Source organism: Geodermatophilus sp. SYSU D00710 (assembly GCF_054050195.1).
In genome coordinates, this window is sequence record NZ_JBJGYX010000044.1 from 17,834 (window position 1) to 38,543 (window position 20,710).

Annotated in this window: 20 protein-coding genes and 2 riboswitches; of the genes, 16 read left to right on the plus strand and 4 right to left on the minus strand. The window is 77.3% G+C overall.

Translation table 11 applies throughout. The annotated features are described in order from the left end of the window. The first annotated feature begins 15 nt into the window (after positions 1-15). From ACI78U_RS17905 to ACI78U_RS17930, 6 genes are all read left to right on the plus strand, one after another. Positions 16-660, plus strand: a complete 645-nt coding sequence (locus ACI78U_RS17905; protein ID WP_456876741.1) for a DUF222 domain-containing protein — start codon at positions 16-18, stop codon at positions 658-660. A gap of 309 nt (positions 661-969) precedes the next feature. Further along, entirely contained in the window at positions 970-1,713 is a 744-nt protein-coding gene (locus ACI78U_RS17910; RefSeq protein ID WP_456876742.1) for a DUF222 domain-containing protein, read from the plus strand. Beyond that, on the plus strand, positions 1,710-3,359 hold the full coding sequence (locus ACI78U_RS17915) for an acyl-CoA dehydrogenase family protein (protein ID WP_456876743.1): 1,650 nt from the start codon (positions 1,710-1,712) through the stop codon (positions 3,357-3,359). The genes ACI78U_RS17910 and ACI78U_RS17915 overlap by 4 nt, the downstream gene beginning before the upstream one ends. Before the next feature lie 143 nt (positions 3,360-3,502). Beyond that, entirely contained in the window at positions 3,503-5,605 is a 2,103-nt protein-coding gene (locus tag ACI78U_RS17920; RefSeq protein WP_456876744.1) for a putative bifunctional diguanylate cyclase/phosphodiesterase, read from the plus strand. A gap of 126 nt (positions 5,606-5,731) precedes the next feature. Beyond that, the gene (locus ACI78U_RS17925) at positions 5,732-6,436 is read left to right on the plus strand and encodes an NYN domain-containing protein (protein ID WP_456876745.1); all 705 of its coding nucleotides are present in this window, start codon (positions 5,732-5,734) and stop codon (positions 6,434-6,436) included. 49 nt (positions 6,437-6,485) lie between these two features. Further along, positions 6,486-6,722: a hypothetical protein gene (locus ACI78U_RS17930; protein ID WP_456876746.1), complete on the plus strand. Its 237-nt coding sequence runs from the start codon at positions 6,486-6,488 to the stop codon at positions 6,720-6,722. A 4-nt stretch (positions 6,723-6,726) separates the two neighbouring features. Here ACI78U_RS17930 and ACI78U_RS17935 read toward each other — a convergent pair whose 3' ends face one another. Beyond that, positions 6,727-7,224: an ATP-binding protein gene (locus ACI78U_RS17935; RefSeq protein ID WP_456876760.1), complete on the minus strand. Its 498-nt coding sequence runs from the start codon at positions 7,222-7,224 to the stop codon at positions 6,727-6,729. Positions 7,225-7,375: 151 nt separating this feature from the next. Here ACI78U_RS17935 and ACI78U_RS17940 point away from each other — a divergent pair, with 151 nt between their 5' ends. Beyond that, positions 7,376-8,065: an ANTAR domain-containing protein gene (locus ACI78U_RS17940; RefSeq protein ID WP_456876747.1), complete on the plus strand. Its 690-nt coding sequence runs from the start codon at positions 7,376-7,378 to the stop codon at positions 8,063-8,065. A gap of 9 nt (positions 8,066-8,074) precedes the next feature. On the opposite strand, the gene ACI78U_RS17945 is transcribed toward ACI78U_RS17940, so the two are convergent. Beyond that, positions 8,075-9,028: a nucleoside hydrolase gene (locus ACI78U_RS17945; protein WP_456876748.1), complete on the minus strand. Its 954-nt coding sequence runs from the start codon at positions 9,026-9,028 to the stop codon at positions 8,075-8,077. Between the two features lie 39 nt (positions 9,029-9,067). Here ACI78U_RS17945 and ACI78U_RS17950 point away from each other — a divergent pair, with 39 nt between their 5' ends. The 3 genes from ACI78U_RS17950 (at position 9,068) to ACI78U_RS17960 (ending at position 13,942) form a co-directional block, all read left to right on the plus strand. Further along, positions 9,068-9,940, plus strand: coding sequence for an ATP-grasp domain-containing protein (locus tag ACI78U_RS17950; protein ID WP_456876749.1), 873 nt, complete (start codon positions 9,068-9,070; stop codon positions 9,938-9,940). Between the two features lie 309 nt (positions 9,941-10,249). Beyond that, the gene (locus ACI78U_RS17955) at positions 10,250-11,122 is read left to right on the plus strand and encodes a hypothetical protein (RefSeq protein WP_456876750.1); all 873 of its coding nucleotides are present in this window, start codon (positions 10,250-10,252) and stop codon (positions 11,120-11,122) included. Between the two features lie 735 nt (positions 11,123-11,857). Then, a complete protein-coding gene (locus ACI78U_RS17960) occupies positions 11,858-13,942 on the plus strand; it encodes a SpoIIE family protein phosphatase (RefSeq protein ID WP_456876751.1) in 2,085 nt (694 codons plus the stop codon). Between the two features lie 12 nt (positions 13,943-13,954). Here ACI78U_RS17960 and ACI78U_RS17965 read toward each other — a convergent pair whose 3' ends face one another. Both ACI78U_RS17965 and ACI78U_RS17970 read right to left on the minus strand, forming a co-directional pair. Further along, positions 13,955-14,362, minus strand: coding sequence for an ATP-binding protein (locus tag ACI78U_RS17965; protein ID WP_456876752.1), 408 nt, complete (start codon positions 14,360-14,362; stop codon positions 13,955-13,957). Positions 14,363-14,479: 117 nt separating this feature from the next. Then, a complete protein-coding gene (locus ACI78U_RS17970) occupies positions 14,480-15,811 on the minus strand; it encodes a purine-cytosine permease family protein (protein ID WP_456876753.1) in 1,332 nt (443 codons plus the stop codon). After that, positions 15,801-15,913: riboswitch (TPP riboswitch) on the minus strand. (Overlaps the previous gene by 11 nt.) Before the next feature lie 32 nt (positions 15,914-15,945). Here ACI78U_RS17970 and ACI78U_RS17975 point away from each other — a divergent pair. From ACI78U_RS17975 to ACI78U_RS18000, 6 genes are all read left to right on the plus strand, one after another. Further along, on the plus strand, positions 15,946-16,530 hold the full coding sequence (locus ACI78U_RS17975; protein WP_456876754.1) for a thiaminase II/PqqC family protein: 585 nt from the start codon (positions 15,946-15,948) through the stop codon (positions 16,528-16,530). Then, the gene (locus ACI78U_RS17980; RefSeq protein ID WP_456876755.1) at positions 16,527-17,147 is read left to right on the plus strand and encodes a TenA family protein; all 621 of its coding nucleotides are present in this window, start codon (positions 16,527-16,529) and stop codon (positions 17,145-17,147) included. Before ACI78U_RS17975 ends, ACI78U_RS17980 begins: the two co-directional genes overlap by 4 nt. Positions 17,148-17,173: 26 nt before the next feature. Next, positions 17,174-17,270, plus strand: a riboswitch (TPP riboswitch). Then, a complete protein-coding gene (thiM, locus tag ACI78U_RS17985; protein WP_456876756.1) occupies positions 17,263-18,048 on the plus strand; it encodes a hydroxyethylthiazole kinase in 786 nt (261 codons plus the stop codon). (Overlaps the previous riboswitch by 8 nt.) Then, complete coding sequence (gene thiE, locus ACI78U_RS17990) at positions 18,045-18,680, plus strand: thiamine phosphate synthase (RefSeq protein WP_456876757.1); 636 nt, start codon at positions 18,045-18,047, stop codon at positions 18,678-18,680. Before thiM ends, thiE begins: the two co-directional genes overlap by 4 nt. Continuing rightward, positions 18,677-19,492, plus strand: coding sequence for a bifunctional hydroxymethylpyrimidine kinase/phosphomethylpyrimidine kinase (thiD, locus tag ACI78U_RS17995; RefSeq protein ID WP_456876758.1), 816 nt, complete (start codon positions 18,677-18,679; stop codon positions 19,490-19,492). The genes thiE and thiD overlap by 4 nt, the downstream gene beginning before the upstream one ends. 52 nt (positions 19,493-19,544) lie before the next feature. Next, complete coding sequence (locus ACI78U_RS18000; RefSeq protein ID WP_456876759.1) at positions 19,545-20,540, plus strand: GNAT family N-acetyltransferase; 996 nt, start codon at positions 19,545-19,547, stop codon at positions 20,538-20,540. Positions 20,541-20,710: the final 170 nt, after the last annotated feature.

Genomic DNA, 20,710 nt, shown 5'->3' on the forward strand with positions numbered 1-20,710 from the left:
GGGCTCATCCGTGCGGTGGTCTTCGAACACGTGATCGAGTTGTCGACAGCGCTGGACGCACTCGCCGGCGACGACCTGACCGCCGTGTTCGGCCCGCAACTCGACGAGCGGCTGCGGGCCCTGCTGGTCGCGCAGAACCGGCTGGCCGCCGAGCTGGCCCGCACCGTGCGCCAGGCCGAGCTGGCCGGCGCCGCGGAGTTCGACGGGCACAAGGCGGTCCAGTCGTGGCTGCGCGGACACGGGCACCTGGCCCCGGCGGAGGCATCCAGGCTGGTGCACACCGGCCGCGCGCTGGAGCACCTGCCTGCCGTCGCCGCCGGGTTCGCCGCCGGCACCATCACCGCCGGGCAGGCCGCGGAGATCGCGCAGGTGGCCACGCCGACCAACCTGGCCCGCGCCGCCGCGCAGGACGTCGACCTGGCCGAGATCGACGCCGCGCTCGCCGTCGCCGCCGGTCTGCAGACCCACGGAGAGCTGGCCGGCACGGTGGCCGGCTACCTGGCCCGCCTCGACCCGGACGGGCCCGATCCCGATCCGACCGAGGGCCGGTCGCTGACGGTGGTCAGGCACGCCGACGGCAGCGTGAGCTTCCGCGGGCACCTCGACGCCGTGGGCGGGCTGCTCGTCGTCCGGTGCGTCCCACGCGGCGTGGCGGCGTAGATGCCCCCGGTGTAGAGGGCGGAGGCCTTCGACTCTGGGGACGGGCCGTCGTCAGACCTAGCGTCCCTCATGGCCAGGAAGCCGGTGGTGTGCCGACTCGGGATCCATTCCTACGTGTACGCGCATCCTCGCGACGAGCACCAGGGGCCGGATCAACATCGAGATCAGGTGTGCCGTCGCTGCGGAAAGGGTCGCGACGACCACCTCATCGACTTTCGCTCTCCGCCTGGCCTTGGGATCGGCTGACCGAGCTGAGGCCCGGAGCCTCCCGGCGACGCATCCGTCCACCTGACGTTCTCCGGGGAGACGGTGCAGACCGCCCTCGAGGCGCACGTGCAGGCCGGCCGGCTCGCCGGCGACCAGCGCACCAGAGCGCAGCGGCTGGGGGACGCCTGGGTGCAGTGGGCCGACACCACGCTCGCGGCGGGCGCCCTCCCGGTGCTGCGCACGGTCAAGCCGCACGTGGCGGTGCGGGTGGACCTGGACGACCTGGCCGACCCTGCCACCGGCCCCGGCACCGCCACCATGGGCTTCGGGGCCACCATCTCCGCCGCCCGGGCCCGGTGGCTGGCCTGCGACGGCGCCATCAGCCGGGTGGTGTTCGGCCCCGACGGGACCCCGCTCGACCTCGGCCGCAGCCGGCAGCTGCGCCGCGCCGTCGAGCTGCGCGACGGGGGCTGCGTGTTCGCCGGCTGTGACGCCCCGACCCACTGGGCCGATGTGCACCACCTGGTGCACTGGATCGACGGCGGCGAGACCTCCCTGGCCAACTCGGCGCTGTTGTGCGAGCGGCACCACACCCAGGTCCACCACGGCTTCCGCGTCGAGCGACAACCCGATGGCCGATGGCGCACGTACCGGCCGGACGGATCGGAGATCACGGCCTGCCTCGGCCCCCGGTGCCACCGCCGCCTGAACCCGGCCGCCGACCACGGACACCCGCCGACCCGCCGTTCCACGTGGAACGGCGGGCCGGCCTGCGTGCCCGGACGACGACGCCGGCGCGGGGTGTGGACCGGGCCGGCGCGGGGGGTCGTACGGTGCCGGCCGTGAGCGCCACGCACGAGGTCACCAACCAGGTCCCGCCGCTGGCCGGGTTCGACCCGATCGCCGGGGACGCGGTGCTCGCCGAGGCCTGCCTCCGGCACGCGGACCAGGCCACGCTCGCGTCGCTGGCCGACCTGGGGCGGCTGGCGGGCAGCGAGCAGGCGCGCGAGTGGGGCCGGCTGGCCGACGAGAACCGCCCCGTCCTGCGCACCCACGACCGCTACGGCCACCGGATCGACGAGGTCGAGTTCCACCCGGCCTGGCACGAGCTCATGCGGACCGCGTTCGCCCACGGCCTGGCCGGCACCGCCTGGGCCGCGGCCGACGCCGGCGACCGGCACGCGCACGTCCGCCGCGCCGTCGGCTACCTCGCCTGGACCCAGGTCGAGGCCGGTCACGGCTGCCCGGTGACGATGACCTACGCCGCCGTCCCCGCGCTGCGCGCCGCTCCGGACCTGGCGGCCCGCTACGGACCGGGCCTCACCGGCACCGACTACGCCCCTGGCCTGACCGACCCCGCCGCCAAGCCCGGCCTCGTGGCCGGCATGGGCATGACCGAGAAGCAGGGCGGCTCCGACATCCGCACCAACACCACCCGCGCCGTGCCGGCCGCCGACGGGACGTACGCGCTCACCGGCCACAAGTGGTTCACCAGCGCCCCGATGAGCGACCTCTTCCTCGTGCTCGCCCAGCTGCCGGAGGGGCTGTCCTGCTTCCTCCTCCCCCGGGTGCTCCCCGACGGCAGCCGCAACGTCTTCCGCCTCCAGCGGCTCAAGGACAAGCTCGGCGACCGCGCCAACGCCTCCAGCGAGGTCGAGTTCGACGGCACCACCGGCTGGCTGGTCGGCGACCCCGGCCGCGGGGTCCCGACGATCATCGAGATGGTCAACGCCACCCGGCTCGACTGCGTCATCGGCTCCGCGGCCACCGTCCGCGCGGCACTGACCCAGGCGCTGCACCACGCCCGCCACCGCCGCGCGTTCGGCGCCCCGCTCGCCGACCAGCCGCTCATGCAGAACGTCCTCGCCGATCTCGCCGTCGAGAGCGAGGCCGCGACGGCGCTGGCGATCCGGCTGGCCGCCGCGGTCGACGCCGGCGAGACGGCGTTCCTCCGGCTGGCGGGCGCCGCGGCCAAGTTCCTCGTGTGCAAGCGGACCCCCGCCGTCGTCGGTGAGGCCATGGAGGTCCTCGGCGGCAACGGCTACGTCGAGGAGTCCGGCCTGCCGCGGCTCTACCGGCAGGCGCCGCTCAACAGCATCTGGGAGGGTTCGGGCAACGTCATCGCCCTCGACGTGCTGCGCGCCCTCGGCCGCTCTGCCGAGTCGCTGGCCGCGGTCACCGCCGAGCTCGAGCTCGCCCGCGGCGCCGACCCGCGCTTCGACGACGCCGTCAAGCGGCTCTCCGCCGAGCTCGGGGACCCCGACGCGCTGCCGCTGCGCGCCCGCCGCGTCGCCGGGCTGCTGGCCCTGTGCCTGCAGGCCTCCCTGCTGCTCCGGTACAGCCCGCCGGAGGTCGCCGACGCCTTCTGCGCCACGCGCCTGGGCGGCGACTGGGGCACCGTGCTGGGCACTCTCCCCGCCGGCGTCCCGGTGGCCCGCCTGGTCGCGCGGTCGGCCGTCCCGGCGACACGAGGGAACGGACCGGGCGTCTGAGCACGGGTCCTGCCCGACCCCTCCCGGCTCCACTACTCTCGGACAGGCGTCGCGCACGGACCGACTTCCCATCCCGTCCCGGTCCGTTCCCGGAGGCGGCCCGCTGGGCGGGACCCGGGGTGCGGCAGGGGGAGAGAGAGCGCGTGCAGCGATACGACCATGCAGGCACGGTCCTACCACCGGACCTGCTGGCCGGCGTCCCGGACGCCGTGTGCCGACTCGACTCGGAGTGGCGCTTCACCTGGGTGAACGCCGCCCTCGCGGAGCTCCTCCAGCGCCCGCCGGCGCGGCTGCTCGGCCGCCCGGTCCGCGACTGCGTCCCCGACGTGCTCGGCTCCCGGTTGCAGTCCCACGTGCACGCCGCCGTCGCCGACGGCCGCCCGTGCGCCTTCGAGTACCTGTACGAGCCGCACGACCGGTGGTTCGAGGTCCGCGTCTCCCCTGACGCGGACGGCGGGGTCGTGGTCTTCCTCCGCGACATCGACACCCGGCACCGCCAGCAGGCCGCGCAGGCGCGCCGGCTGGAGGACCTGGCCGGGGTGCTCGACGCGCTGCCCTCGCCCACGGTCCTGCTCGACGGTGACGGCCGGATCCGCACGGTCAACCGGGTCTGGGCGGGCAACGCCGACCGGATCCGCCAGGGCGGCTGGGAGCCGGCCGACGTCGGGGACGACTACGTGACGCGGATCCGGCAGGGGCTGGCGCCGGAGGACGCCGACCGGATCGACGCCGGCCTGCGCCGGCTCCGCACCGGGCCCGACGGCCTCGTCCCGCGCACGTTCACCCACGACTACGCGCACGAACTGGGCGGCGCAACGACCTGGTGGCGGCTGCAGGCCGCGCGGGTGGACGACGCCGGACAGGTCGTCATCACCCACACCGACATCAGCGAGCGCGCCCGGCACGAGCAGCAGCTGGCCTGGCAGGCCTCCCATGACGACCTCACCGGCCTGCCCAACCGCGCCCGCGTCCTCGAGCTCATCGGCGAGGCATTGGCCGACGAGTCGTCGCGGACCGCCCTGCTGTTCCTCGACCTCGACGGCTTCAAGACCGTCAACGACTCGCTGGGCCACGAGGTCGGCGACGAGCTGTTGCGCCAGGTGGGCGCCCGGCTGGCCGGCCAGGTCCGCCCCGGCGACGCCGTTGGCCGGCTCGGCGGCGACCAGTTCGTCGTCCTCGCCCGCTCCTGCGACACCCCGGAGGCGGCCGCCCTCGCCTTCCGGCTGCAGCGCTCCTTCATCCGGCCGTTCACCGCCGCCGGGCTCACCGTGCCGGTGTCGGCGAGCATCGGGGTCGCCGTCGCCCAGCCCGGCACGCGGCACGCCCACCAGCTGCTCAGCGACGCCGACGCCGCCGGGTACGCGGCCAAGGCCGCCGGCCGCGACCGGGTCCGGCTGTTCTCCCCGGACCTGCGCGACGCCGCCCGCTGGCGGATGGACGTCGCCACCCGGCTCCGCGACGGCGCCATGGACCAGTTCGTCGTCCACTACCAGCCCGTCGTGCGGCTCGACACCGGAGAGGTGGAGGGGGTCGAGGCGCTGCTGCGCTGGCGGCACCCCGAGCGCGGCCTGCTCGGCCCCGACGCCTTCCTCTCCGTCGCCGAGGAGACCGGGCAGCTCATCCCGATCACCCGCTGGCTGCTGCGGGAGACCACCCGGCAGGCCGCCGAGTGGGCGCGGCAGGGCCTCGCGCTGCGCATGGCGGTCAACATCAGCGCCCGGCACTTCTCCGCCGAGACGCTCGTGCGCGACGTCCGCACCGCGCTCAAGGACTCCGGCCTGGACCCCGAGCAGCTGATGCTCGAGCTGACCGAGACCTGTGTCGCCGAGGACCCGACCCGCGCCGAGGACCAGCTCGCCGTGCTGCGGCAGTTCGGCGTCCGGGTGGCGATCGACGACTTCGGCACCGGCTGGTCCTCGCTGGCCCAGCTCATGGCACTGCCCATCGGCACGCTGAAGATCGACCGGTCGCTCATCGCCGCGGCCGAGCGCCTGGCCGCCGGGGGCACCGGCGCGGTGCTCGGCGCGATCGTCGAGCTGGCGCACACCCTGGGCATCCGCTCGGTCGCCGAGGGCGTGGAGACCGCCGAGCACCTGCGGATGGTCCGCGAGGCGGGGTGCGACTCCGCCCAGGGCTACCTGCTCGCCCACCCGATGGCGGCCGTCGAGGTCGAGCGCTGGGCGCAGCGGGTCCGCGCCGGCGGCGGCGACTCCTGCGCGATGGCCCTCGCCGGCCAGCTCGGCTGAGCGCCGCCGCGGTGGGCCGGTGACGGGACGGGCGGGGTGAGCGGACCGGTGCGCCGCCGCGCCGTCCGCCGGGCCACCTCGCCGGCCGGGCCGCCGGTCCGGGAGCCGGCCGGGCAGACTGCCCCCGTGACCGACACGATCGTGGCCGACGAGCCGGCCGGGGCGGCACCCGCGCTGCCCGACGAGGCGGAGGGCCGGGGACGGCCGGCCCTGGACCTGCTCATCTGGGACGCGCCGAACATCGACATGACCCTGTCCACGGTCATCGGTGCCCGCCCCACCGCCGCCTCCCGCCCGCGCTTCGACGCGATCGCCGCCTGGTTCGTCGACGGCGCCGGCGACCCGGCCGCCCCGGACGCGCCCGAGGTCGAGGCCTGCGTCTTCGCCAACATCCCGCCCGTCGTCGGGTCGCTGCAGCGCTGGGTGGAGGCGCTGCGCGGCTTCGGCTACGCCGTGTTCGCCCGGCCGAAGTCCCAGCCCGACGACGACATCGACCAGGCGATGCTCGACCACATCGAGGTCCGCCGGCACGGCTACCGGCTGCGCCGTCTGGTCGTCTTCTCCGGCGACGGCCGCAACTTCGCCGAGCCGCTCGAGGAGCTCGCGCGGGCCGGCACGCAGGTCGTCGTCGTCGCCTTCAGCGAGGTCGCCGGCTACGCGATCGGCTCGGACGTGCTCGAGTTCATCGACATCGAGGACGTGCCCGGCGCCTTCGCCGCCCCCCTCGACCGGGTCCGCCTCGACGCCCTCCCGCCCGACGGGGCGTGGCTGCGGCCCACCCGGAGCCTGCGCGACTTCGTCTCCTCCTGGACCGCCCGCCGCAACGGCTGACACCCGGGACGGCGGTGTCCGCGGGCTGCCGCCGGGGAAGGAAGGGCCCATGGCGGTCTGCGAGGTCTGCGGCAACGACTACGACATGAGCTTCGAGGTGGTGGCGCAGGGTGCCCGGCACACCTTCGACAGCTTCGAGTGCGCCATCCACCGCATGGCCCCGATCTGCGAGCACTGCGGGGTGAAGGTGATCGGCCACGGCGTCGTCGTCGAGGGCCAGTTCTACTGCTGCGCGCACTGCGCCCGCGCCGAGCACGAGGGCGCGGCGGTGGCCGACTCAGCCTGAGGGGTCAGTCGCGCGGGAACTGCGGGCTGCGCGGCTCGGGGACCCGGTCGCCGATGCCCTCGAGCGGGGCCAGCCCGGAGGGCAGCCGCGACCAGACGTGCTTGCGGCCCGGCCGGCGCTCCCAGCCGTAGTCGACCGACAGCTGCGCCACCAGGTGCAGCCCCATCCCGCCCAGGGAGGGGTCGCGGTCGACGGCCGGCACCGGCGGGCGGTCGGGCGCCTCGTCGCTGAGGTCGAGCAGCCAGCCGGAGGGGCTGGCCACCACCAGGGCGCGGACGTCGCCGCCGCCGTGGCGCAGCGCGTTGGAGGCCAGTTCCTCGAACACCAGCAGCAGGCCGTCGCGGGCGTCCTCGGTCGACGACGAGCTGACCGACGGGTGGGCGATGCGGGCCCGCAGGTCGGCCCGCACGCGGGACACCACGTGCATGGCCTCCAGCTGCCAGTGCCAGACGTCGCCTGCGACCGAGGGCACCGGTATCAGCGGCCACGCCTCCTGGCCCATCGTCACCCCTCGAGTCCTGTTCCGTGGCGCCCTCACCGGCGTCCATCCTGGCCGAAACCGTCGTGGGCTGCACCGGCGGCCCCCGGTTCAGGAACCGATCCGGGCGCTTTCCCTGCCCCGGGGTGGTGCCGTGCCCCGGCAGGATGGGCCCGTGGAGGACCTCTGGCGTGCGCTGAGCCGGCTGCAGCTGGTCGACCGGGAGCTGTCGGACGTCCTCGGGGAGGTGACCCGGCTGGCGGCCGAGCACGTGCCCGGTGCCGAGGCGACGTCGATCACGCTGGTCCGGGGGGACACCCCGACGACCGCGGCACACCACGGCGACATGGCGCTGGCCGCCGACGAGATGCAGTACGAGCGCGGCTACGGGCCCTGCCTGGACGCCGGCCGGGGCGGGGTCCAGCTGCGGATCGACGACATGCGCACCGAGACCCGCTGGCCCGACTACACGCCGCGGGTGGTGGAGGTCGGGGTCCTCAGCTCGCTGTCGACGCCGCTGCCCTACCAGGGGACCGCGATCGGCGCGCTGAACATCTACTCCACGCGGCCCGGCGCCTTCTCCTCCGAGGCCTCGGCCGAGGCGGCCCGCGAGGTGGCCGAGGCCGTGGCGGTCGCCGTCGCGAACGCCGACGCGCACGCCGAGCTCGGTGACCGGGCCCGCAACATGGAGCTGGCGATGCAGTCGCGCGCGGTCATCGAGCAGGCCAAGGGCGTGCTCATGGCGCAGCGGGGGGTGGACGCCGACGGCGCCTTCGACATCCTGCGGGCCGCCTCGCAGCGCTACAACCGCAAGCTCCGCGACATCGCCGCGGGCATCGTCGCCTCGACCCGGCCCCCCGACTGACCCCTGCGCTCAGCCGGCCCGGGCGGCCAGGTCGGCCAGCCGGCCGACGAGGAACTCCACGGCGGCGGCGCTGTCGACGGTCTCGGCGACGTGAACCGCGGTGGGGGAGTCCGACACCGAGCGGCGGTCGACCAGCGTCTGCCCGCGCCCGGCGCCCCGGGTGGTGTCCACGACGACGTCGCGGCGGACGGTGCCCAGCGTGCCGGGGACGATCGCCTCGGTGAGGGCCAGGGCGTCGTGGACGACGACGCCGGCCGTGCCGTACGAGCTGCGGGCGTTGTCCAGGTACTGCTGCAGGATCGCCGCCGCCGCCGCGCCCACCGGCCCGGCCGCGGCGAACCGCGCGATGCCGTCCTCGCCCAGCACGGTGGGCACGGTGACGTCGAGCCCGACGAGGACGGTGGGCACCGTCGAGCCGAGCACGCGCGCGGCGGCCTCGGGATCGGCCCACACGTTGAACTCGGCGGCGGCGGTCACGTTGCCGCCGCGGGCGGCCGAGCCCCCCATGAGGACCAGCCGGTCGATCCGCGCCGCGGCCTCCGGGTAGGTGGCCAGCAGCAGCGCGATGTTGGTCCACGGACCGATCGCCGCGACGGTCACCGGCTCCTGGCTGCCCAGCAGCAGCTCGGCGAGCGCGACGACGGCCGGCCGCGGGTCGACGGCGGCCGGCGACGGCGGCAGCTGCACCCCGCCGAGACCGGCCGTCCCGTGCACGTGCCCGGCCCGCTCCGGCTGCGGGTAGACCAGCGACTCGGCCGCGCCGGCGGCGACCGGGACGTCGGACCGGCCGGCCAGGTGCAGCACGCGCAGCGCGTTGTCGGTGGTCTGCGCCACCTCGACGTTGCCGTGCGTCGTCGTCACCAGGCGCAGGTCCACCTCGGGGCTGGCGAGGGCCAGCAGGATCGCGACGGCGTCGTCGATGCCGGGATCGGTGTCGATCACCAGGGGGCGGGGGGCAGCCACCCGGACATCCCAGCAGACCCCGTCGGGCAGGATCGAGCCGTGCCCGACGTGCTCCTCGCCAGCTGTGCCGCCGCCGCGGGCCGGGACGAGGACGAGCCGCTGCTGCTCGCCGCCCTGGCCGCCGCGGGGCTGTCCGCCGCTCCCGCCGACTGGGCCGACGGCGGCGTCGACTGGGGCGCCGCGGCCGCCGTCGTCGTCCGGTCGACCTGGGACTACGCGCCGCGGCGCGCGGAGTTCCTCGCCTGGGCGCACCGGGTGGAGGCCGCCACGCTGCTGGCCAACCCGGCCGACGTCCTGGCCTGGAACACCGACAAGCGCTACCTGCGCGAGCTGGCCGCCACCGGGGTGCCCGTGGTGCCCACGGCGTGGGTCGAGGCGCCGGAGGACGCCGCCGCCGCGCTGGCGCGCTGGCCCGGCGACGTGGTGGTCAAGCCAGTCGTCTCGGCCGGCGCGCGGGACACCGTCCGCTTCGCACCGGCCGACCGCGACGGCGCCGGGGCCCTCGCCGCGCGGATCCTGGCCGGCGGCCGGGCGGTGATGGTGCAGCCCTACCTCGACCGGCTCGACGCCGAGGGGGAGACCGGCCTGGTCTACGTCGACGGCGCCCACAGCCACGCGTTCGGCAAGGGAGCGCTGCTCGCCGGCGAGGCGCTGGGCGAGGGCCTGTACGCCGAGGAGGAGATCACCGCCCGCACCGCGACGCCGGCCCAGCGGGCGGTCGGCGACCGGGTGCTGGCGTGGGTAGTGGAGCGGACGGGGCGGACGCCGCTCTACGCGCGCGTGGACCTGGTGCCCGGCGCGGACGGGCCCCAGGTGATCGAGGTGGAGCTCACCGAGCCGAGCCTGTTCCTCACCACCGACGCCGGCGCAGCCGACCGGTTCGCCGCGGCGATCAGCACCCGGGTCGGCTGACCGGCGTCGCGCCCCGGACCGTGCGCCGGCCGCGCGCCCGGGCCCGACACGCCGGGCGCGCCGGGGCGTGTCGCGGGACGACCGGAGACCGCGGCGGGCGCTTCCACGCTGGGGAGCCACCGACCTGTCGACAAGTGATCGCCGGCAGCGCGGGGTCACCGACCCGCAGGTCAGAGCCGCACAACGGTTCCGTCACGGGCACTCCAGGACGTGTCCCGGGCGGCCGGCCGCGAGGCCTGCGCTCCCTACGGTTCTCCCTGTCCGCGGCACCTTCCCCGGCCGCGGACACAGACCCCCGAGGAGGCCGGCATGGCGATCGACCGGGCAGCGGTGCTGTGGTGGGCCCCGCTGCCGCCCGTGTCGCCGGCCGTGTCGCGGACCCCGGCCCCGGCTCCGGCCCCGGCCGTGTCGCGGACCCCGGCCCCGGCCGTGCTGCCGGACGGCCGGCCGCTGGCCGGCCTCCTCGACCTGCTGGAGCGGGCCGACGTGCCGCCGCGGCGTCGTCGTCCGGCCCGGGCCGCCGTCACGCGGCACCCGGTCGCACGGCGGGCGCTGCGCCCGCTGCCGACGGCCCGCCCCGTCCCGGCGCCGCGCCCCCGCCCCCGGGTCGCCGAGACGTCCCCCGCGGCGCTCCCGGCGCCCGCACCCGCAGCGGCACGTCCCGCTCCCGGCTCCCGGCTGCGGACCCGGATCCGGGCCACCGTCCGGCGCCTGGCCCTGTGGGGCGCCGGCCCCGACGGCACGTACGCCGCGTGGCCGACCCCACCGGTCGCCGTCCCGCCCGCGGGTCCGGGGCTGGTCCGCCGGCTGGCCCTGTGGGGCGCCGGTCCCGACGGCGCGCACCTGGCCTGGGGTGCCCCGCGGCGCCCGGCCCCCGCCGCCGACGGCCCGGTGGTGCTCACCGAGCTGCCCAGCACCCCGACGACCGGGCCCGCGGCGTCCCGGTCGGCCGGCGCCGCCCGGCCGGTCCCGGCGCCGCGCGCCGCCACCGCGCGGGCCGTGCTCCCGGCCCTGGTCCCGGCCCTGGCCCCGGCGGGCTGGCCCGCCCGGCCGGCACCCGGCCGGCCCGCGGCGCGGGCACCCGACCCGCCGGTGCCGGGCGGCGGCGCGGTGCGCACCCGGGGCGACCCGGCACTGCACCGGGCCCGGGGCTCGCCCCGGCCACCACCGGATCCCGACTGACCCCCTCGCGCCTCCTCCTCCCAGGACGTCGCGCGTCCGCTCCCCTCGTCGACGTGCTCGACGGGCCCGGCCACCCCCTTCCCCCGCGGGTGGCCGGACCGCCGGCCCGCTCCGCGAGCAGCTCCCCTCCCGGCCCTCGCGGCCGCCCCTGACCTCCCGCGGCACCCGTGCCGCCGGCAGACCCCACCGCACGACGATCCGGCCTCGACCTCCCGCCGGCTGACCCCCTGGGTGCAGCGCGCGGACCCTCCCGGGAGGCCCGGACGCGACGCGGGACGGCGCGCCGGCGGTCTCCCCCGCGGACGAGGACCCAGGCCCCTGCCGGTGCCCGGCGCAGGACGACCCGCCCCGTCGTCCTCCGGGTCTCTGACCGGCACGACCTGGCCAGGACGGCGCCCGTGGGCCGGTGCGGCCCCGACGGCCGCCCGGGGAGACGCCCGCCGGACCGGGACGCGGTCACCGGCCCGGCGCCGCGACGGGGAGGACCGCCGGACGCCGTCCCGGGAGCCCGGGGAGCGACGGCCTCGACGGGCGCTCCCGGAGCGCCGGACCGGCAGCCCGCCGGCCGGCTCCCCGGGGGCGCCCGTCCGGCGTCCCGGGACCGCCGGGGCCCCGGCCGGGCGGTCGCCCTCCGGGTGTCGACTCCGGCACACCGGTTGTCCTCCCCCGTCCCGGCATGGGAGAAAGGACGGCGGACCGCCGCTCTCCCCCGCACGAATGGACCTCCTCCGCCCCGTGACCGTCCCCGAGCAGCGTCCGGGGTCGCCGGGTGAGGCGCCCCGGCCGCTGTCCCTCCTCCCCGGCGACGCCGAGGCCAGCCGGCTCCGCTTCGAGCTGGCCATCGAGGCCGCGGGGATCGGCAGCTTCGACTGGGACCTGCGGACCGGCCGGCTGACCTGGGACGAGCAGCTGCTCGTGCTCTTCGGCTACCGGGACGAGGACTTCGACGAGACGCTGGACGCCTTCGCCGCGCGGCTGCACCCCGACGACCGCGACCGGACCCTGCAGGCGCTGCAGGAGGCGGTCGACACGTGCGGCACCTACGAGGCCGAGTTCCGGGTGGTGCTGCCCTCGGGCGACATCCGCTGGGTGCAGGGCCGCGGCCGCGCGCTGGCCGACTCCCGCGGCCGGGTCGTGCGGCTGCTGGGCGCCGCCCTCGACACGACCCGGCCGCGGGAGGGCGACGCCCGCGTCTCGCGGGTGCTCGAGACGATGCGCTCGGCCTTCTTCGCCCTCGACCGCTCGTGGCGGTTCACCTACGTCAACGCCGAGGCCGAGCGCGTGCTGCACCGCAGCCGCGACGAGCTGATCGGCGGCGACATCTGGGAACTGTTCCCGGCCGCCGTCGGCAGCGACTTCGAGGAGAACTACCGCGCGGCGATGGAGCTCGGCCAGGAACGGGTCTTCGACGCCTACCACCCGCCGCCGCTGGACGCCTGGTACGAGGTCCGGGCCTGGCCCGGCCCCGACGGTCTGTCGGTGTACTTCCTCGACGTCACCGAGCGCCGGGGCGCGGAGGAGCGGGCGCGGGCCAGCGCCGCCCGGCTCACCCTCGTCGCCGAGGTCAGCGCGCTGATGTCCACGTCGCTCGGCTCGGCGTCGGCGGAGCGGGGGGCGCTGCAGCGGGTGGCCGAGGCCGTCGTCCCCGTCCTCGGCGACTGGACGATCCTCACCCTCGCCGGCGGCAGCGACGGCCGGATGCAGGACGTCGCGAGCTGGCACGCCGACCCCGCGATGCGGCCGGTGGCCGCCGCCTACGCCGGGCTGCGGCTGGCCTCCATCGCGCCCGACGCGCCGGTGCTGCGGGCCCTGGAGTCCGGCCGGTTGCTGAGCGTCTCCGACGTCCCGGCCGTCGTGCGGCCGACCCTGCCCGAGGGCGAGGTGCGCGACCACTTCGACGCCCTGGCGCCCCGCACCGGGATGGCGCTGCCGCTGCTCGCCCGCGGCCGCACGCTCGGTGCCCTGACCGTCTACCGCGGCGCGGACCGGCCGGCCGCCACCGCGGAGGACGTCGCCGCCGCGCGCGAGGTGGCCGACCGCGTGGCGCTCGCGCTGGACAACGCCCGCCTCTACGACCAGCAGCGACGGCTGGCCGAGGCGCTGCAGCGCAGCCTGCTCACCGCGCCGCCCCAGCCCGACGACGCCGAGATCGTCGTCCGCTACCAGCCGGCCGTGCAGGTCGCCCAGGTCGGCGGGGACTGGTACGACGCGTTCCTCCAGCCCGACGGCGCGACGGTGCTGGTCATCGGCGACGTCGTCGGCCACGACACCGAGGCCGCCGCGGCGATGGGGCAGCTGCGCGGGATGCTGCGCGGCGTCGCCCACCGCGGGGACACCCCGCCCGACGCCGTCCTGGCCGAGCTCGACGCCGCCATCGACGCGCTGGGGCTGCACACGATGGCCACCGCGGTGGTCGCGCGGGTGGAGCAGACCCCGGAGCAGCGCGCGGCGGGGACGACGACGCTGCGCTGGTCGAACGCCGGCCACCCGGTGCCGCTGCTGCTCACGCCCGACCGCCAGGTGCGCCGGCTCGGCGGGGACCGCGGCCAGCTGATGCTCGGCGTCGACCCGGGCGCGCACCGCACGTCCCGGCAGGTGGAGGTCCGCCGCGGCTCGACGCTGCTGCTCTACACCGACGGCCTGGTCGAGGGCCGCGACCTGCTGCTCGACGAGGGCATCGACCGGCTGTCCACGGCGCTGGCCCAGCTCGCCGACCTGCCGCTGGAGCGGCTGTGCGACGCGCTGGTCACCCGGTTGCAGCCCGAGGGCCTCCAGGACGACGTCGCCCTCGTGGCCATCCGCCTGCACTCCCAAGACTGAGCGCCAGGGCGCTCAGTGCATGGGCAGGACCGCCCAGACGGTCTTGGCGTCGCCCTCGACGAACCAGCCGTGCGCCGCGGACAGCTCGGCGATCAGGTACAGGCCCAGGCCGCCCTGGCCGGGGTCGCGGTCGACGGCGGGCGTGGGCGGGGTGCCGGTGTCACCGTCGGAGACGGCCACGAGGAAGTCCTCCCCTGTGCGGCGGACCGCCGCCTCCACCTGCCCGCCGCCGTGGCGCAGCGCGTTCGAGGCCATCTCGTCGAGGACGAGCAGCAGCCGGTCGCGCACGTCACCCGGGCCGGTCACCTTGTCCGCCCGGCGCAGCTCGTCACGCATCCGCGGGAGCTCGGCGACGTCGGAGAGCCGCCAGGACAGGCCGTCCCAGGCGGGCGGCGGTGACGCCGACGGCCAGCCGGGCACGGCTGGTCCTCGTCTCACCGCTCTGCACCTCGCGCGTCCCGCCCACTGCTGGGCGTCGATGGCCAACACCTGCGTATGGCTCACGGCGGGCACCGGCAAACACGGGTGCGAGCAGCGTCACACCCCGGCGGGCCGGCGGCGGCGGCCGGCCACCACGACCGGCAGGGTCAGGACGGCGGCGACCGCCAGCCCGACCAGCGACGCCGACCAGCCGTTGCCCGGGTCGATGCCCAGGTCGGCCTGCCGGGCGGTCCACCACGCCGTCCAGCCCGCGCCCGGGCCGGGGAAGTACGTGGGCAGCGTGAGCTGGTGGGCGACGAACCCGGCGGCCCACGGCAGCAGGTAGCGCGGCCGGGCCGGGGCGGTGTCGGAGGTGTCCCAGCGCCCGCGCGGGGTGAGCCAGTACGCCGTGATGAGCACCCCGGCCAGCGGCACGAACACCGCGCCGATGAGGAAGAGGAACGGCTCGTAGGCGGCGACGTCGAGGCCGAGCGCCAGCAGGGTGGCCACGGTGCCGACGGCGGCGGCGAGCACCCGCCGGTCGGCGCGGGCGACGACGTTCTGGGCCGACACCGCGGTCGAGTACAGGTTGGCGAAGGCCTCGTCGAGCTCCACGGCGACCAGCACGAGCACCGCCACCGCCCCCAGCGGCACCGCCAGCAGCGCGTCGATGACGTCGAACCCGGCGCTGCCGTACGCGGCCAGGGCCAGCACGCCGAGCACGAACATCACCACGGTGGCCAGGCCGTAGCCGACCGCCGCCCCGACGCCGGCGGCCCGTGCACCGCGCACGTGCCGGGTGTAGTCGGCGGCCAGCGGCAGCCAGGAGACCGGCAGGGCGATGACGATGTCGACCGCCGTCCAGAACGACGTGGCCCCACCGCCCTCGACCGGCGGCAGCGGCTCGGCCAGCACCTGCACGAACAGGTAGCCGACGGCGGCCAGCGCCGCCCACACCGCGTACCGCGCCAGCACCCGGACGACGCCGAGCGGGCGCAGCGCCATCGCGGTGGCCAGCACGCCGGCGGCGACGACGAACGGCCAGCGCGGCGCGTCGAGCACCCGGGCCGCGGCCTCGGCGATGACCACGATCTCGAAGGTCGCCCAGCCCACGCACTGGACGAGGTTGAACGCCGTGGGCAGCCAGGACGTGCGGCGGCCGAGCAGCCCACGCAGCAGCACCATCCCCGGCACGCCCTCCCGCGCCCCGGCCGCGGCGACCGCGCCGAGCAGCGCCGCGCCGACGACCGCGCCGACGACGATCGCGGCGACCGTGACCCCGAGCGGGCGCCCCGGCAGGACGACGAACACCGCCGCCACCGGCAGCAGCAGGCTGACGCCGAGGTTGGCCCACAGGCCCAGCGAGTCGGCCAGGCCGAGGGTGCGCGGCGGCGGGCCGTCGAGGGTGAGGGGGGCGTCGGCCGCGCGGACGGTGCCGGACGTGCTCATGGTCGCTCCCTACGCCGGCATTACCCGGTCAGGTTCCAGCGGTCGGCGGCGCGTCCAGCCGCCCTCTCAGCCCGGTCGACCCGAGCTCCCGCACATGGCGGCGTCACCCTAGCCACCCCGTAGGGTCGGCGGCCGTGCCGGTCGCCGACCTGCTCGCCCGCCACGCCGGCGCGTGGGGCCGAGCCACCCGCCATCCCTTCCTCGACGCCGTCCGCGACGGCACGCTGCCCCCGGCCGCGTTCGACACCTGGCTGGTGCAGGACGCGCACTTCCTCGCCGACCTGCTGCGCTTCCAGGCCCGGCTGCTGGCCCGTGCCCCGCGCCCGGCGCAGGGGGTGCTGGCCGGCGGGTGCGTCGCGCTGGTGGAGGAGCTGGACTGGTTCGCCCGGGTCGCCGACGGCCGCGGCCTGGACCTCGCCGCGCCGCGGCTGCCGGAGACCATCGCCTACGGCGACCTGCTCTACCGGCTCGACGCCGCCGACGTCGGCACCGCGCTGACCGCCCTGTGGGCCGTGGAGCGGGCCTACCTCGACGCCTGGTCCTCGGCGCGGCCGGGCGCCGAGCCCTACCGCGAGTTCGTCGAGCACTGGACCGTGCCCGGGTTCGCGTCCTACGTCGCCGGGCTGGAGACGGCGGCCGACGCCGCCGGCCCACCGGACGAGGCGGTGTTCCTCGAGGTCGCCGCCGCGGAGGCGGCGTTCTGGGGGATGGCCCGGTGACCCTCGCCGCCCGGCTGTGGGCCGGGAGCGCCGACCTGGCCGCGGCCGCGCTGCGCCACCCGTTCGTCACCGGCACCGCCGACGGCACGCTGCCCCGCGAGCGCTTCGCCGGCTACGTCGCCCAGGACGCGTTCTTCCTCGAGGCCTTCGCCCGCGCCTACGCGCTCGGGGTGGCGCACAGCCGCGACCGCGCGACGCTGGCGGCCTTCGCCGACCTGCTGGCCGGCGTCCGCGAGGAGCTGCGGCTGCACGACGGCTACGCCGCCCGGTGGGGCATCGACCTGTCCGCCGTCGAGCCGGCGCCGGCCACGCTCGCCTACACGGACTTCCTGCTGGCCACCGCGGCGCTCGGCGACGTCGGGGAGGTCTGCGCGGCCATGACGCCGTGCATGCGGCTCTACGCGCACCTCGGGCAGTCGCTGGCCGGCACGGCGACCGGGCCCTACCGCGAGTGGGTGGACACCTACGCCGACCCCGGCTTCGCCGAGCTGGCCGCGACGCTGGAGGCACTGCTGGACCGCCTGGCCGCCGACACCCCGGCCGTGCGGCGGGCCCACCGGCGGGCGATGGAGCTGGAGCTGGGCTTCTTCGACGCCGCCTGGGGCACGGCGGCCTGACCGCCCGACCTGGGGTACCGTCGCCGACCAGTGACACGGGGTGTCCGCCGTCCGGCGGACTGAGAGCACACCCGTCGAACCTGTCCAGGTCATGCTGGCGAAGGGATGTCACGGCGTGGATGCCGCATCGCTCACTGCTGTCCGTTCGGCGCTGCCCGGCGCCGCTCCGCTCGTGCACTGCCTGACCAACACGGTCGTGCAGACGCTGACCGCCAACGCGCTGCTCGCCGTCGGGGCGGCACCGGCGATGGTCGACGAACCGGCCGAGGCCGAGGGCTTCGCCGCCGTCGCCTCGGCCGTGCTGGTCAACGTCGGCACCGTCAACCGGCGCACCGCCGAGGCGATGCGGCTGGCCGCCCGCTCGGCCGCGGGCGCCGGCACGCCGTGGGTGCTCGACCCGGTCGCCGTCGGCGGGCTGGCGTTCCGCACCGAGCTCGCCGGCGAGCTGCTGGAGTCGCGGCCGGCGGTCGTCCGCGGCAACGCGAGCGAGGTCATGGCGCTCGCCGGGGCGGGGGAGGGTGGCCGCGGGGTCGACTCCACCGCCAAGGTCGACGACGCGCTCGACGCCGCGGTCGCGCTCGCCGGGCGCACCGGCGGCGTGGTCGCCGTCAGCGGCGAGGTCGACGTCGTGACGGACGGGTCCCGCACCGTGCGGATCGGCGGCGGCTCGGCCCTGCTGACCCGCACCACCGGCGCCGGCTGCGCGCTCGGGGCCCTGGTCGCGGCCTACACCGCCGTGGCCGACGACCCGCTCACCGGCGCGGTGGCCGCGCACGCGCACGTCGCGCTGGCCGCCGAGGCCGCGGCCGCCCGCGCCGCCGGCCCGGGCACCTTCGCGCCGCTGTGGCTCGACGCGCTCGACGCGGTCACCGACCTCGGCCCGGCGCAGGTGAGCGGGTGAGGCCCGCGTTCGACCCGGCGCTCTACCTGGTCACCGACACCGCGCTGGCCGGGTCCCGCGGGGTGCCCGACGTCGTCCGCGCGGCGGTGGCCGGTGGGGTGACCGCGGTGCAGGTACGGGACAAGACGGCGTCGCGGCGCGAGCTCCTCCAGCTCACCCTCGCGGTCCGGGAGGTGCTCCCCGCGGGCGTCGCGCTGTTCGTCAACGACGCCGTCGACGTCGCCCTGCTGGCCGGCGCCGACGGCGTGCACGTCGGCCAGGACGACCTGCCGGCGGACGGGGTCCGCGCGCTGATCGGCCCCGACCGGCTGCTCGGCCTCTCGGTGGGCTCCGAGGACGACCTGGCCACTGCGCTGGCGCTGCCGCCGGGCACGGTCGACGTCGTGGGCATCGGGCCGGTGTGGGCCACGCCCACCAAGCCCGACGCCGGGACCGGGCTCGGGCCCGAGGGGGTGGCGGCACTGGCGGCGAAGGCGGCGGCCGCCGGGCTGCGGTCGGTCGCGATCGGCGGGATCTCCTCCGACCGGGCTGCGCTGGTCACCGGGGTCGACGGGATCTGCGTCGTCTCGGCGGTGTGCGCCGCCGACCACCCCGCCGCCGCGGCCCGGACGCTGCGGGAGGCGCGCCGGTGACGCCCGTGGCGCTGACCGTGGCCGGCAGCGACCCCAGCGGCGGGGCCGGGGTCCAGGCCGACCTCAAGACCTTCAGCGCGCTGGGCGCCTACGGCACCGCCGTGCTGACCGCACTCACCGCGCAGAACACCCGCGGCGTCACCGGCGTGCACCCGGTCCCGGCGGCGTTCGTGGGCGAGCAGATCGCCACCCTCCTCGACGACGTGACCGTGCACGCGGCCAAGACCGGGATGCTCGGCACCGCCGACGTCGTCCGCGAGGTCGCGGCCGCGCTGGCCGGGCGGGCGGCCGGACCGGTCGTCGTCGACCCGGTCATGGTGGCGACCAGCGGCGACCGCCTGGTCGACGACGACGCGGTCACCGCCGTGCGCGAGGTGCTGCTGCCGGTGGCCGACCTGGTGACGCCGAACGTGCCCGAGGCCGCCGCCCTGCTCGACGTGCCGCCCGCCCGGTCGGTCGACGAGCTGCCCGGCCAGGCCGAGGCGCTGCTCGAGCTCGGTCCCGGCGCGGTGCTGCTCAAGGGCGGTCACCTCGGCGGCGTCGACAGTGTCGACGTGCTGGCCACCGCCGACGGCGTCGTCCTCACCCGGCGGCCGCGGATCGACACCACCGCGACGCACGGCACCGGCTGCACGCTGTCCTCGGCGATCACCGCGCTGGTGGCCCGGGGCGTCGGCGGCCCGGCGCGGTGGGAGCCGGCGGTCGAGCAGGCGCGCGACTACCTGCAGCGGGCGCTGGAGGGCGGGCGGTCGCTGGGCATCGGCTCCGGCGCCGGCCCCGTGCACCACTTCGCCGGCACCTGGCCCGCCTGAGCCGTCGTCCCGCCGCCGGAAACGCGGTTGCCCGCCCGGTTACAACACACGGGTGGAGATCGTGGAGACCGGTCCGGACGACGCGCGGTTCGCCGCCTGGTGCGCGGTGTGGGCGGCGAGCGAGCGCGACGCCCGTCCCGACGAGGCGCCGCGGCCGGCGAGCGACCACGTCGCCCTGGGCCGGCAGCTGACCACCCCCGGCGGCTCGCGGACGGGCACCCACCGGGCCGCGGTCGTCGACGGCGCCGTCGTGGGCGCGCTGCGCGTGCTGCTGCCGGTGCGGGACAACACCACCGTCGCCTTCCTCGACGTGGCCGTGCACCCCGCCTCCCGTCGCCGCGGCATCGGTGGCGCGCTGCTGGCGGAGGGCGCGCGGCTGGCCGCGGCGGCCGGCCGCTCGTCCCTGGTGAGCGAGGTCGACGAGCCGGGGCCGGACACGCCCGGTCGCGCCTTCGCCCTGGCCCGCAGGTGGAGTTGCGACCTGCAGGAGACCCGCCGCGACCTGCTGCTCCCCGTGGCCGAGGAGCGGCTGGCGGCGCTGGAGGCCGAGGCGGTCGCGGCGAGCGCGGACTACGAGGTGGTCACCTGGCGGGACCGCACGCCCGACGCCCTCCTGGCGGACCGGGCGCTGCTCAGCCAGCGGATGTCGACCGACGCGCCGAGCGGGGACGTGCCGGTCACCGAGGAGGAGTGGGACGGCGCCCGGGTGCGCGAGCAGGAGGCGGTCGACCGCGCCCGCGACCGCACCGTGCTGTCGGCCGGCGCGGTGCGGGACGGCCGGCTGGTCGCCTTCACCGACCTGCACGTGCCGCTGGCGCAGCCCGAGCGCGCCAGCCAGAGCGGCACGCTGGTGCTGCGCGAGCACCGCGGGCACCGCCTGGGCGCCCGCGTGAAGATCGCGGTGCTGCGCGAGCTCGCCGTGACCCTGCCGGCCGTCCGGCGCATCAGCACCTACAACTCCGACGCCAACCGGCCGATGGTCGCGGTCAACGAGGCACTGGGCTTCCGCCGCGCGGGCGGGCTGTCGACCTGGTCGACCCGCATCTGACCGGGCCACCGCTGACCGGGCCACCGTTGACCTCGCCCGGGACGGGGGGGGGGGGGGGGTGTGTGGGCGGGGGGGGGGGGGGGGGGGGGGGGGGGGGGGGGGGGGGGGGGGGGGGGGGGGGGGGGGGGGGGGGGGGGGGGGGGGGGGGGGGGGGCGGGGGGGGGGGGGGG

What these genes read in the sequence shown, in the direction of transcription:
- ACI78U_RS17930 (WP_456876746.1), top strand. Translation starts at nt 6,486, where the DNA reads ATGGCGGTCTGCGAGGTCTGCGGCAACGACTACGACATGAGCTTCGAG.
- ACI78U_RS17935 (WP_456876760.1), bottom strand. Translation starts at nt 7,224, where the DNA reads ATGGGCCAGGAGGCGTGGCCGCTGATACCGGTGCCCTCGGTCGCAGGC.
- ACI78U_RS17955 (WP_456876750.1), top strand. Translation starts at nt 10,250, where the DNA reads ATGGCGATCGACCGGGCAGCGGTGCTGTGGTGGGCCCCGCTGCCGCCC.
- ACI78U_RS17970 (WP_456876753.1), bottom strand. Translation starts at nt 15,811, where the DNA reads ATGAGCACGTCCGGCACCGTCCGCGCGGCCGACGCCCCCCTCACCCTC.